At 26.7% G+C, this 14,641-nt stretch carries 12 protein-coding genes and 1 riboswitch; all 12 genes read left to right on the plus strand.

Annotated features, from left to right (window positions below; translation table 11 throughout):
- Positions 1-88 precede the first annotated feature (88 nt).
- Positions 89-2,230, plus strand: coding sequence for a glycosyltransferase (locus IC213_RS12020; protein WP_227434657.1), 2,142 nt, complete (start codon positions 89-91; stop codon positions 2,228-2,230).
- A gap of 24 nt (positions 2,231-2,254) precedes the next feature.
- A complete protein-coding gene (locus IC213_RS12025) occupies positions 2,255-4,135 on the plus strand; it encodes a bifunctional glycosyltransferase family 2 protein/class I SAM-dependent methyltransferase (RefSeq protein WP_227863105.1) in 1,881 nt (626 codons plus the stop codon).
- Positions 4,128-6,245, plus strand: a complete 2,118-nt coding sequence (locus IC213_RS12030; RefSeq protein ID WP_227863106.1) for a glycosyltransferase family protein — start codon at positions 4,128-4,130, stop codon at positions 6,243-6,245. The genes IC213_RS12025 and IC213_RS12030 overlap by 8 nt, the downstream gene beginning before the upstream one ends.
- A gap of 4 nt (positions 6,246-6,249) precedes the next feature.
- On the plus strand, positions 6,250-7,245 hold the full coding sequence (locus tag IC213_RS12035; RefSeq protein ID WP_227483450.1) for a peptidoglycan bridge formation glycyltransferase FemA/FemB family protein: 996 nt from the start codon (positions 6,250-6,252) through the stop codon (positions 7,243-7,245).
- Positions 7,246-7,337: 92 nt separating this feature from the next.
- Complete coding sequence (locus IC213_RS12040; protein WP_227863107.1) at positions 7,338-8,570, plus strand: ATP-grasp domain-containing protein; 1,233 nt, start codon at positions 7,338-7,340, stop codon at positions 8,568-8,570.
- Between the two features lie 19 nt (positions 8,571-8,589).
- Positions 8,590-9,534: an ornithine cyclodeaminase gene (locus IC213_RS12045; RefSeq protein WP_227863108.1), complete on the plus strand. Its 945-nt coding sequence runs from the start codon at positions 8,590-8,592 to the stop codon at positions 9,532-9,534.
- A gap of 89 nt (positions 9,535-9,623) precedes the next feature.
- Positions 9,624-10,031: a sugar 3,4-ketoisomerase gene (locus tag IC213_RS12050; protein WP_227483447.1), complete on the plus strand. Its 408-nt coding sequence runs from the start codon at positions 9,624-9,626 to the stop codon at positions 10,029-10,031.
- An 81-nt stretch (positions 10,032-10,112) separates the two neighbouring features.
- Complete coding sequence (locus IC213_RS12055) at positions 10,113-11,204, plus strand: DegT/DnrJ/EryC1/StrS family aminotransferase (protein ID WP_227855504.1); 1,092 nt, start codon at positions 10,113-10,115, stop codon at positions 11,202-11,204.
- Positions 11,205-11,512: 308 nt separating this feature from the next.
- Positions 11,513-11,603: riboswitch (cyclic di-GMP riboswitch) on the plus strand.
- Positions 11,604-12,007: 404 nt separating this feature from the next.
- On the plus strand, positions 12,008-12,325 hold the full coding sequence (gene flgB / locus IC213_RS12060) for a flagellar basal body rod protein FlgB (RefSeq protein WP_227483445.1): 318 nt from the start codon (positions 12,008-12,010) through the stop codon (positions 12,323-12,325).
- Positions 12,326-12,332: 7 nt separating this feature from the next.
- Entirely contained in the window at positions 12,333-12,737 is a 405-nt protein-coding gene (gene flgC, locus IC213_RS12065) for a flagellar basal body rod protein FlgC (protein ID WP_038811378.1), read from the plus strand.
- Between the two features lie 9 nt (positions 12,738-12,746).
- Positions 12,747-13,064 carry a flagellar hook-basal body complex protein FliE gene (gene fliE, locus IC213_RS12070; protein ID WP_227434668.1) on the plus strand — a complete coding sequence of 106 codons (318 nt, stop codon included), beginning with the start codon at positions 12,747-12,749 and terminating at the stop codon, positions 13,062-13,064.
- Positions 13,065-13,088: 24 nt separating this feature from the next.
- Positions 13,089-14,639, plus strand: a complete 1,551-nt coding sequence (gene fliF / locus IC213_RS12075) for a flagellar basal-body MS-ring/collar protein FliF (RefSeq protein ID WP_227483443.1) — start codon at positions 13,089-13,091, stop codon at positions 14,637-14,639.
- Positions 14,640-14,641 lie beyond the last annotated feature (2 nt).

The raw sequence follows: 14,641 nt of genomic DNA on the forward strand, positions 1-14,641 counted from the left end.
AATTTTGTATATTGGATAGAGAAGAAGAGTAGGGCTTTGCTTTACTCTTTTCTTTTTTAGAAAATATAGCTTTGAAAGGAAAATATATATGTTACTTAGTATAGTCATGATTGTCAAAAATGAAGAGAAGATACTTGAAAAAACTTTAAAATCATTAACCACATTAAGAAACTCTATAGACAGTGAACTTATAATAGTCGATACAGGTTCTACAGATGACACTATAAAAATATCTAGAAAATACACAGAGAAGGTATATGTTCATAATTGGAATAATGATTTTTCTAGTATGAGAAACATATCAATATCATATGCCAAGGGTGAATGGCTACTTATATTAGATGCAGATGAAATACTAATTGATTCTTCAACTATTGTAAGATTTTTTAAAGATGGACTTGATAAAAAATTTAATTCTGCATCTATACAATTAAAAAATCTTTATTCATATGATAAAAAATCATATGGATATTGTTCAGTACTTAGACTTTTCAAGAATGTTGATTTTAAATACCATGGGAAAGTTCATGAACAACCAATGTACAAAAATCCTATATTTAATAATATTGCTGACTTTGAACATTATGGATATTTGTTTGAAGATGAAGAAATAAGGTTAAATAAAGTAAAAAGAAATGAAAAATTATTGTTTGAAGAGTTAAAAGAGGATGAGAGATCTCCATATATAAATTACCAATTAGGGAAAAATTTTATTATATTAGGAAAATATCAAGAGGCTTTAGATTATCTTGAGAAGTCTTATGAATTATACTCTAAACTAGAATCGGCACCTGGTTACTTGATAACAAGCCTTGTAAAAACATATTTATACTTAGGAAAACATAAGAAATGTGAAAAATTATGTTTAAAGTATATCAAGAAAGATATGAATAATATTGATATATATTATTATGTTGCACGAGCACAAGTTGATTTAGGTAAATACGAGAATAGTATAGATTCGTACAAGAGATATATTTATCTGTTAGATAATTATGAAATAAGTACACAAGCAAATAGCTTATTTTCAGATACTGATACTGTAGGGCTTAGAGATGAGGCTATTATTACATTGATAAAGGTCTATTATAAGCTTGAAAAATATGATTTAGTGATTTCAGAATATGATAATATTGAAGATATAGAAAAAAAGAAAAATGTGTATTTTAGCTTATTTATGTCCTTATATAAATTGAATAGATTTGAAGATATAAAAAACTATTATAAGGAAATTCCAAATTCTAAAGTTGAAAGAAATAGTTTTTATAGAAATATAGAAGAATTTATAAATAATATAAAAGATGATGAAAAAGAGGCTGTATATAAAAGCTTTTGTGATATTGAAGGTAATTATGGACTTTTAAATCAGATAAGAATAAATAAACATGTATCTGTAGATACATGCAAAGAAATACTAAATGAAGAGAAAGAAATAATTTATGCATGTATTATAAAAATAGCTTTTGAAGAAAAAATTGATTTACTAGATATTTTTTATGATATGGAATATGTTTGGATAGAGAAATATCTAAAATATCTTTTAGCATTGGAAAGAAGTTTTAATTTAGAATTATATAAGTACATAATTAGTCGTCCAAACACATCAGAAATAGAAAAGATAAGAGTATATAAAGTTATATCGAAAGTAGTTTTAGAAAATATTAGTTTAAGTGATGAAAAGTATAAGGATATTTTTTATATTTATATAATGTACTCTTATAAATATATAAAATACATATATAGTAATCTAAGTGATTTTGAATTAATAAAGTTTGTGTGTAATGATTTAGATAAATTTACTATAGAATTTAAGAATCTACTTGATACTAAGAACAAAATAAATGATACTAATGAAAAATTAGAATATATAAATAATATGAGTAAATTACTAAATGAATATCCTTTTTATAACAAAATAATAAAAATACTTATAAATGAATTAGAAGAAAATATAAAAGAAAGTCAAGAATTTAAAGAATTAAAAGATAGATTTATTATTAGTATAGAAAATATGATTGAAAATGGCAAAATAAATGATGCAAAATTATTGGTAGAAGACTATTCAAAAACATTTGTAGATGATGTCAAAATTTTAAATATAAAAGGGATTTTATATATGTTTGAAAATAAACTTGAGAAAGCTGATTTTATGTTAAAAAAGGCGTTATCATTAGATGTAGAAAATGAGGATACTATATATAATATAGAATACCTAAAAAGTTTAAAATAAATTTAAAAATAGGAGACTTAGAGAATGAGCATACCAATAACCGTTAATGAAGAATCTAAAAATATAATAAAAGATTGGCAATATACGTTTGCAAATGAAGATATAAAATTTACCAGTATAATAATATTGACATATAATCAAATAGAATATACCAAATTATGCATTGAAAGTATTAGAAAATTTACGCCAAAAAATAAATATGAAATAATAATAATTGATAATAACTCTTCAGATGAAACAGTGGATTGGCTAAAGGAACAATCAGATATAAAATCTGTATATAATAATAAAAACTTAGGGTTTCCAAAAGGGTGCAACCAAGGTATTGAGTTAGCTAAGGGTGAAAACATATTATTATTAAATAATGATGTAATAGTTACTCCTAATTGGCTTTATAATTTGAATAAAGCTTTATGGTCACAAGATAATATAGGAGCTGTGGGTCCAATAACAAATGCATGCTCATATTATCAACAAATTGATGTGGATTACAAATCAATTGAGGATATGTTTATATTTGCACAAAAAATAAATAAATCTAACATCAATTCATGGAAATATAGAGTTAAATTAGTTGGTTTCTGTATGTTAATAAAGAAATCTGTAGTAGATAATGTAGGTGTTTTAGATGAGCTATTTACACCTGGAAATTTTGAAGATGATGATTTATCTTTTAGAATGTTAGAAGAAGGATACAAATTATTATTATGCCAGGATACTTTTATACACCATTTTGGAAGTGTATCTTTTAAAGAAAATCGTAATAAATACACAGATATAATGGATATTAATAGAAGAAAATTTGAGACTAAATGGGGCTTTAATCCAGAATACAGTGGAATGATACGAACTGACTTAATTTCTGAAATAGATTGTAATGTAGAGAAAAATATCAATGTTTTAGAAATAGGTTGTGGTGTAGGAGCTACTCTTTTAGAAATAAAAAATATATATAAAAATTCATCCATATATGGAATAGAAATAAGTGAATCAGCAGGTAAATTAGCAAAAAACACTGGAGAGGTACTGATAGCAGACATAGAAAAAGTACAATTAGATTATAATAAAAATTTCTTCGATTATATAATATTGGGAGATGTACTTGAACATTTAGTTAATCCATGGAAGATAGTCAATGACCTAAAGAGATATCTAAAGAAGGATGGTCATTTGATATCAAGTATACCAAATATTATGCATGTGTCCGTTTTAAGAAACCTTGTGCAAGGTAATTTTACATATACTGATTCAGGAATTTTGGATAGGACTCACTTAAGATTTTTTACATTAAATGAGATAATAAGAATGTTTAATGATAGTAATTACATAATAGATAGTATTAGTGCTACTAGAATGAGGCTTTCAGAGGATGACAATAGATTCATCGATACAATGTGTAAAGAAAGCCATAAAGATATGAGAGAACAATATGAGTGTTATCAATATATAGTAAAAGCTTCTAACTGTGTAGATACTAGAAGATATTCTAGCGTTAGTATGGTTAATTTAAAATATGCTTTAATGAGAATTGATAATGAGTTAGATGTGGATGATAATTTAAGTTATATATTTGATAATTATAATATAACTGAACAATGTTTTATTGATGATATTGAATATTTAGTTGATATGTTTTCAATAAATAAGACAACTATACTAAATAGATTGGGTGCTGAGGCATTTAATAGAGGTCTGGGTGATTTTAGCATAAGTATGTTTATGATGGCTTTAAATATAGATAGAGATAACATTGACACAATATACAATATAACTACTGTATTGTGTGATTTAAAAGAATTTGAAATTGCTTATGACTTAATTAAGAATAGTAGTGAGAAAGTACAGAGTGAAAGTGATATACAAGATATACTTTATTTTATTGAAGGAAGAAAGAAATATGAATAATGAAAAGATATGTTTTATAACCTGTGTAAATGATGAAAGACTTTATGAGGAATGTCTTGTATATATAAATAGTCTAGATATTCCAAAAGATTTTAGTATAGAAACAATTGCTTTGAGAGGAGCTAATTCAATTTCATCTGCTTATAATAAAGCTATGAGAGAAGTAGATGCTAAATATAAGGTATATTTACATCAAGATACATTTATAATTAATAAAAACTTTATATATGATATTTTAGATATATTTAATAAAAATATTGATGTAGGAATGATTGGTGTAGCTGGAGTGAAAGACATACCTGTAAGTGGAGTTTGGTGGGATTCTAATAATAAAGTGGGGAAAGTATATGATAGTCATACAGGTAGAATGGATATTTATGAATTTAATAGCTTTGAAGGAGATTTTGATACAGTCATGGCTATAGATGGATTAATTATGATTACTCAGTATGATATATTATGGAGAGAAGATAAATTTGATGGATGGCATTTTTATGATTTGTCACAAAGTATGGAATTCAATCAAAATAACTACAAGGTTATTATACCAAAACAAGATAAACCTTGGTGCATGCATGACTCTGGGATAGCAAATATAAGTAATGGCTATGATGAATATAGGATAGAATTTGTAAAAGAGTACATAGAAATTGATTTGCATAGAGAAAATTTTTATGAATTTGATAAGAATAAAGCAAGTACCATACTTAAGAATAATAAGTATGTAGTGGATTGTATGAAAGATGAACTTGAGAGAGAATTAAAATTAAAGAATTATAGAACTGTTTTAGACATTGTTTCTAAAGTTGCTCGTTTTTCTGTTTTTAATCATACTGGTTTGTATTCTTGTGAAAAATGTGAAAAGGCATTATTAGAATGTGCCAATAATTTACCAAAAGTAAATAATATAAAATTATTTAAGAAAAAAGATTTCAAAAGAAAGAGAGTATTACATGTTTTAAGTGAAGTATACTCAACAGGTGGTCATACAAAAGTAGTTAAAAATTGGATCAATAGTGATAAAGATTCTGTTCATTCAATTGTAACTACATGGCAATCAAAGACATTGCCAGATTGGTTATTAAAATCAGTAAATGATAGTGGTGGTGAAATTATATCTTTGGATTCAATTTCAGATGACTATTTAGAAAGGGCTGTGGCTTTAAGAACAATAGCTTACGATTGGGCTGATATAGTTATTTTATATATTCATATGTGGGACACAATACCTGTTCTAGCTTTTGGAATTGATGGGAAAATACCTATTTTATATGTTAACCATTATGATAGTGCTTTTTGGCTAGGTGCAAGTATTGCAGATGTTGTTATTGATTTTAGTGAAGTTAGTCAATTAGTTACATTGAATAAAAGAGGCATAGAGAAGTCTGAAATATTACCAATTCCACTAAAAGAAAAAGAATTGTTTTCAAAATCTGAAATTAGAAAGCAGTATGATTTGGATGATGATGTAACAATAATTTTAACTATTGCTAGTGAAAGAAAGTATAATAGTGTAAATGATATTAATTATTTTAAAATTGCTAAAATGATAATCGAAAATACGGATGACACGATTATTATTGTTGTAGGAGTTGATACAAACAATATCTATTGGAAAACATTAAATAGTGTTACAAATCATAGAGTTTTATGCTTTGGAACTATGAAAGAGATAGATGATTTTTATAAAATCTCAGATATATATCTAGAATCTTTTATGGTGGGAAGTCATATTTCAAAATTAGATGCAATTTTATATGATTTAATTCCTGTTAAATTCAAAAACGAAGTTTCACCAATTTTTACAAATATGTGGGATTTTATAGATAAGTTTGATTATAATAATATCAAAGAGGTTATAGATATGATAAAAAGATATAACACTAATGAATTTGATAGGAATGAGCTAAAAGAAAAACAATCAGAAATAAAACATTTTGTTGTAGATAAACACTGTGTTGAAATAAAAAGTTATATAGACAAAATATATAATGAAGCTAATTATCATAAGGTTAAGTATAATTTACATAAAAATTATGAAATTGAAAACTATCAATTATTTGTAGCCTTATATGGTCATATAGTAGAAAATAAAACGAGTTATAGGTGATAAAATGTACAATATCTGTATCAAACAATTTGAAAATTTTTTTCAGGAGGATTGGGATTATTTTGTAGAAAATAAATCTATAAATGGGACATTCCTTCAAACTCGAAATTTCATTAATTATCATAAAGAAGACAAATTTTCTGACCATTCACTAATGATATATAAAGGTAAAGAGATAATAGCAGTTGTACCTGCATGTGAAGTTTATGAAAATGATGAAAAAATATTTTTTTCTCATTTAGGTAGCACCTTTGGTGGTATTTTAATAGGTCATGATTTCAATGATATAAAGCATGTAAAAGCTATTACAAGTACAGTAGAATTATATTTAGAAGAAGAAAATTTTAATAAAGTATTTCTAAAAAATGCATCGAGAATATTTTGGAAAGAGGATGCTTCATTGTTAGAGTATTTTCTATTTAAGAATGGTTATATGTTTTATGATGAATTAAGTATGTTTTTAGAAGTAAATAAGTATAAAGAAGATATATTAAGTAACTTTAGTTATAGTAAAAGAAGAGATTTTAAATATTCTTTAAAGAACAATCTTATTTTTAAGAGAGTGTATGATGATAAAGATGTAATCTCTTTTTTTGAATTATTATCTAACTGTTTAGATAGAAAAGGGGCTAAATTGATACATTCAATAGAAGAACTATTGGACTTTAAAAATAATAGATTAAAAGACATTGTAGAATTTTATGCAGTATATATTGGTGATATTATGATTTGTGGGAGTATGGTATTTAACTTTCAAGGAAGAGTTTACCATACTCAATACTTAGCATCAAATTCAGCATATAATAAATATTATCCAATGATATTTTTAAACTATAATCTGATTAAAAATGCCTCAGATAGAAACTTTAAATATTTTTCATTTGGAATTAGTACTCTAAATAGAGGAAAATATTTAGATGAAGGTTTGGCTATATTTAAAGAAGGTTTTGGTTCAAGTGCTGTTTGCAATAGGACATATTATAAAAATATAAATAAGTAATACTTATACTTTATAGAATTTCTTGATTGTAGTAAATCTATAGTATTTTAACTTTTACAGAAAAATAATTAACTTATAAAGAAGGTTTGTATATGAAAAGATTAATGATTTTAGGCTCAATTAAGTATTTTGAGAATATTGTTATGTCAGCTAAAAAAGAAGGAATATACACAATTGTTTGTGATAATAGAATTGATACTCCTGCAAAAAAAGTTTGTGATGAAGCAATAGATGTTGATGTATTTGATTTTGATAAAATAAAAAATATAGCCATAGATAAAAAGATAGATGGAATTTTGACTGGATTTACAGATTCTTTAATGAAGCCATATGTTTATATTGCAAATGAATTAAATTTACCATGTGTGATTTCTTGCAATCAACTTGGGTCTGTAACTAATAAGGCTGTTATGAAAAAATATTTTAAAAACAATGGAATACCTACAACTGATTATTGTATTCTTGAAAGTTTAAAAGATTTAGAAAAAATACAAGGGTTAAATTTTCCGCTTGTAATAAAACCTGTTGATGGTTATGGTTCAAGAGGTGTATATTTTGTATCAAATATAGAGGAATTAATAGAAAAATTTAAATATTCTAGGAAAATTTCACAAGATGGAAAAGTAATAATTGAGGAATTTTATGAAAGTGAGGAAATACAAGGACTAGCTTGGATCCATAATGGAGAGTCACATGTATTTTATATCGGAGATAGAGAACTTGTAAATATACATGTAGGGAGAGCTGGAAAGCCAGACAGATTACTATATCCATCAAAGTATTGTTTTCAGTATGAAGAAGAAATAAAATCGATATATCAAAAGATAACAGAGGCTTTTAATATAAAGAATGGACCTCTTTATGTTCAGATGTTAGTGGGGGAAGATGGAATAAAGGTATCTGAAGTTATGCCAAGATTACCTGGAGGATGTGATTATTTAGCAATTTCACAGATAACAGATTTAGATATAGGAAGGCTATTTGCAAATTTTAGTGTGAATAATGACATCGATTTTAATGAAATAAAAAAATATAATATGCATTTATCAAAGTGTGCATACGCATTACCAATATACATAAGGCCTGGAACAATAAAGACGATAAATAATATAGATAAAATAGAAAAATTAGATTATGTAACTCAATTTCTATTACTAGTAAAAGACGGAGATACAATAGGATTATATGAGGATGAGAGACAGGATTGTGGAAGGATTTATGGAATAGCAAATAATATATTTGATGCAAATATAAAGAAGAAATATATTCATGAAATGATAGAAATACTTGATGAGAATAATGAGAATATGATAGAAAATTTTTAAATAAGGGAGCATGGTAGATATGAAGTTAATAACTCATGAACAAATTATGTCATTGAATATATCTCAGAAGCAAGGATATGAGTGGATAAAAGAATCATTTTTAACAAAAAAAGATTGTCAATTACCACCAAAAATAAGTATGGTAGAACAAGGGCATGTATTTTACAATGTAATGCCATCTTTAAATCATAATCATATGATTGGTGGAATAAAAATGGTTACAAGATTGCCAGGAAGAAATCCAAGTTTAAATTCAGATATATTTCTATATGATATGAAGAATGCTAAGCTAAAGGCTATTTTAGATGGTAATTATATTACAGCATTTAGAACTGCTGCCGTGGCTGCTCTAGCGATTGATACTTTTGCTAAAAAAGACTTTAATACTATTGCTATTATGGGGTTAGGAGTAACTGCTTCTTCTATAATGAATATGCTTTTGTATACCCTTAAAAATAGAAATATAAATATAAAGTTGCTTAGATATAAAGACCAAGCACAGTCGTTTGTACAAAAATATAAGGATAATGACCAGTTTAGTTTTAAGATATGTGATACACATAAAGAACTCGTTATGGATTCAGATGTGGTAATTTCAACTGTTACGTATACAGATGAATACCTTTCAGAATTTGAATGGTTTAAAAAAGGTGCTTTACTATTACCTGTACATGTTATGGGCTTTGGAAATGTAGATTATTTATTTGATAAAGTATATTTAGACGATTATAATCATTTGAAACATCTGGAAAATATAGATAAATACAAGTATTCATGTGAATTTCATGATGTTCTAAGTAAACAAGCACAAGGAAGAGAACTTGATGACGAGAGAATAGTGTCTTACAATATAGGCCTATCAATACATGATATATTATTTGCAAGTAAAATCTATGAATTATGTGAAACTCTAAATTGTGAGGAGATAGACTTAAAAGAGCCAAAGGACAAATATTGGATGTAGTATATTTTTTATTAACGAGAATTTATTGTAAATTAAAATATGAAGTAATATCTTATTAAAAAGTTATTATAAACAGGGTAGGGACATTTATGGAAAAGTACAATTTAATTAAGTTTGAATCTATTGGAAGTGAGGACGTAGGAAGTTTAATTGCATTAGAATCAAATAAGGCTATACCTTTTGATATAAAGAGAGTGTATTACATATATGATGTACCACATCGTGTAAGGAGAGGTTTTCATGCTCATAAAACCTTAGAGCAAGTGTTAGTTTGCCTAAATGGAAGTGTTAAGATAAGATGTTTTGATGGTGTGAGAGATACAACCATTGTTCTAAATAGAAATGATGTGGGACTGTATATAGGACCAGGGGTATGGCGTGAAATGTTTGATTTTGATGAGAAAACTGTTTTAATTTCAATAGCTTCTGAATACTATAATGAAGATGATTATATCAGAGATTATGAAGAGTTTTTAAAATACATAGATATTATCTAGTTACTATGCATACAGATATCTTATTAATTAAATGAATTTAGCATAGCCACATAGATAATAGATAGATAAGGATGTAACTTTATGTTAGTTAAGTTTAATAATTTATTAGAACAATTTAAAATCCATAAAGAAGAATATGAAAAGAAGGTTATGGATGTAATGGAAAGTGGATATTATATCCTTGGAAAAGAAGTAAAGTACTTTGAAGAAGAATTTGCTAGATATGTAGGTAGCAAATATTGTGTAGGTTTAGCTAGTGGTTTAGATTCACTGATAATTGCATTTAGAGCATTAGGGATAGGTAAAGGCGATGAAGTAATAGTGCAATCAAATACATATATTGCTAGTGTCATGGGAATAAGTATAAATGGAGCTAAACCAGTATTTGTAGAACCTAACGAGTATTATAATATAGACTCATCTAAGATAGAAAAAAAGATAAATAGTAAGACAAAAGCTATATTAGTAGTACATTTATATGGTCAGGCAAGTAAAATGAAAGAGATACAAGAATTATGTGAAAAATATAATTTGTATTTAATTGAAGATTGTGCTCAATCTCATGGAGCTAAATATGATGGAAAAATGACAGGGACATTTGGAGATGTAGGATGTTTTAGCTTTTATCCAAGTAAAAATTTAGGTGCATTTGGAGATGCAGGTGCTATTGTAACGAGCAATAAAGAAATAGCTGATAAAGTGAAAGTGTTTAGAAATTATGGTTCAGAAAAGAGATATCATAATAAATTTGTTGGATATAATTCAAGATTGGATGAAATTCAGGCAGGTTTGTTAAGAGTAAAACTTAAATATCTTAATGAAATTGAAAATGAAAAGTCAAAAATCGTACATAGATATCTTAATGAAATTAACAATTCAAAAGTTATACTTCCAAAAATAGAAAAGAACTGTACACATGTATGGCATTTATTTGTTTTACAAGTTGAAAAACGAGAGACATTTATGAAATACTTAAATAAAAATGGTATAGAGTCTATAATACATTATCCTATACCACCTCATTTATCTGAAGCATATTCTTATTTGGGATATAAAAAGGGAAGTTTTAATATAGCTGAGAATTATTCGAATAAAGTTGTTAGTATACCTTTATTTGTTGGTATGAAAGATGAAGAAGTTAGCTATGTAATTAAAATTATAAATGAATATTAAATGAATTGTAATAATACCATAAATAAATTTTTTGTGTATAGTTTATTTAAGATTCGTTAATTAATATTTTTAGATATTGATATATTATATAAATAAAATTGAAATATATGGAAAAATATACAATAAAGATGAGATTTGTCTTATATTTTTCTAAAATAAAAATATTTTCAGATAATTTATTATAAAATTGTAGAATATAGTATTTATAATCTGTATAATTAATAATAACTAAGTTTTTAAAATAAAATGTTTAAGTATACATAAAAAAAATATTTAAAAAAATTGTTATTTATTGTATACTTAAATTAAAACTAAATAGGCAAAACTAGATAAATCTAGTGACGCAAAGCTATAGGGGCTAAGGTTTGTATATACGAACTATGTCAGCCAGTTGCCAAAAAGAATCCTAAGTATACTGTATATGTAGAATTAGTCGAAAATGACTGCCTTTTTGGCAGTCATTTTGTTGCTAAAGTTCACTTTATTACAGTAGAAAATATAAATTCTAACATATTTTACCAAGTATAAGTAAAAATAAAAATGCACTATCTAGAAAAGTTGCTATTTTACAAAAAAGAGCAACTTTACGTAGAAATATTTAAATACATATTAAAATTTTTTTTTATTTTCATTGAGGTTAATTAAAAAAAGATTTGTTTTATTACTAAAAAATAAATCGTTATATTGAATATAATAGAAATGTAATAAATTTAGATGGGTAAAGAAGTCATTTTTTGTAATATAGCAACTTCAACTTTAATCACTAAATATAGTAGATAAATATATTTTGAGGAGGAGTGAGTATGAATACATATGACATTATAAAAATGGGATTAGATGCAACTAATCTAAGAAGTCAGGCAATAGCGAATAATATAGCAAATATAAATACTGAAGGCTACAAAAAACATTACGTAACTTTTGAAGAAACATTAAATGATGCCATACCTAAAATAGAAGAAAAAACAGACAATTCCAAGGGATTAAGAGTGGATGGAAATAATGTGGATATAGAAGAAGAAAAAGTAAATCAAGCAATGACAACGTTACAATACAATGCTTTGATAGGTTTTGCAAATGGTAAAATAGCAATGACCAAATCAATAATAAGTGGGAGGTAATTAGAAGATGAGTGTGTTCAGTGGAATGGAGATCTCTGCTAGTGGTTTAACAGCAGAAAGCTTGAAAATGGATATCATATCATCTAATGTAGCTAACATAAACGCTACAAGAGGTCCAAATGGAGAAGCATACAGAAGAAAAATTGTTTCCTTTGAAGAAAACTATGATAACAAATTAGGTATGCTAGGAGTAAAAGTCACATCTGTTGAAGATGATAAATCACCTCTTAAAGAAGTATATGACCCATCTCATCCAGATGCAAAGCCAAATGGATACGTAGAATATCCAAATGTAAATATATTGGTTGAAATGACAGATTTAATAACAGCTTCACGAGCATATGAGTCTAATATAGATACATTAAATGCTCAGAAGTCTATGATAGCAAAAGCACTGGAAATAGGAAAGTAGGGATAAATTATGCCAATTACACAAATTAACAATTTAATGCAAGGTGCAAAGTTAGATAATTTAATTGGAGAAACAAAACCATTAAATTTTAATAATAAAGAAGAAAAAAAGAATTTCGAAGATGTAATAATGGATACTATAGATAAAGTCAATTTTCAGCAAGTTACAGCAGATAATATGAAAGAAAAATTTATAAAAGGCGAAGATGTTTCTATGCATGAAGTTATGTTAAAAGGTCAAGAAGCACAACTATCTATGCAATATTTAATAGAAGTTAGAAATAAGATTCATGATGCATATCAAGAAATGAATAAAGTACAAATTTAGCCTTTTGAACAGGAGTAATAATCAATGATAGCCAGTTTTAAAAATAAGATTAAGGAGCAAGTTGCTAAATCTAGGACAAAAATAAGTTCTCTAAAAAAGGGAACTAAGATAGCATTAGGTATAGGGATTGTTGCTATATGTTTAGCGCTAGTATTTACAGCAATATCTGCAAGCAAAAATAAGTATGCAGTCTTATTTTCAGAACTAGATGTTCAAGATGCTGCAGATATATCAGCAGAATTAGAGTCTAGAAAGATAGATACCAAGGTAAAAGGAAGTACAATTTATGTTCCTAGAACAGAAGTTGATAAGTTGAGATTAGAGTTAGCTCCAAGTTTGACAAGTGGTTCTAAAGGATTTGCACTTATGGATGATAGTTCATCAATAGGTCTTACTGATGAAGAGTTTCAAATTAAGAAGCAACGAATGATACAAGGAGAAATAGAAAAAACAATTAAGAGTTTTCCTCAGGTGGAAGATACTAGAGTACATATAACATTTGGTGAGTCTTCTGTATTTGAGAAGGAAGCTGTTCCAGGAAGTGCAGCAGTTTATTTGATGCTAAAGCCAGGAACTACTTTAGAGAAAAATCAAATAAAATCTGTTATGGCACTTGTATCAGGAAGTGTTACAAATATACCAGAGAAAAATGTTCAAGTTATTGATAATAAAATGAACTTATTATCTGAAGGCATCTTAGATGATGAAGAAGTTGATGAAAACAATCAATCGATAAATGGTGCTATTAGTATTGATAAAAATAAGGCATCTGAGCAGGCACTAAATAAACAATTAGAAAAATCTATTTTAGACATGTTAGAACCAATATTTGGTACCGGAAAAGTAAAAGCTACAGTAAATGCTGATTTGAGTTTTGATACAGCTGAAAAAACTGAAATAAAAATTGACCCTGATAAAGTTGCTATAAAGGAAACCAGGTCAAAAAATTCATCTAAATCTGCGACAAATAATGTCCAAGGTGTAGATGCTAATATGAATAACCAAGGAAATAAAAATGGTACTAATACAGAAGATAGTTTGGATGAGAGTTTTGAATATGAAACAGGTAAGATTGAAACTCATACTATAGTTGCGCCTGGAGAACTTAAAAGATTGACAGCTTCTGTTGCTATAGATGGAAAAATAGCTAAAGGTGTTCAAGCTGATGTGGAAGATATTGTTAATAATGCTATAGGCATGGATGGAGTTAGGGGAGATACTCTTAGCGTTGTTTCAATGGTATTTGACCCTAAAGGTAAGGCAGAAGCTAAACAAGAAATGGAAGATATTAAAAAAGAAGGATTCAAAAACAATATAATAAAAGCAGTTGTTGGAGTAATAGCAGTTGTTGCAGTAGGTGTTATTGGATACTTGATATATAAAAAGAGAAGCGAACAAGAAGATATGGATTATGAAGATGAAGTTTATAGTACTAATTCTAATTCTATTGATAAGAAAGATAATCCTCTATTAGGGGATGACCCAGAATTGACATTAGAGGAAGCTGTTAAAATGTATGCAGAAGAAAAACCAGACCAAGTCACAGAGATAATAAAAACTTGGTTAAATGAGTAAGG

Source organism: Clostridioides sp. ES-S-0049-02, from assembly GCF_020658465.1.
Taxonomy (GTDB): domain Bacteria; phylum Bacillota; class Clostridia; order Peptostreptococcales; family Peptostreptococcaceae; genus Clostridioides.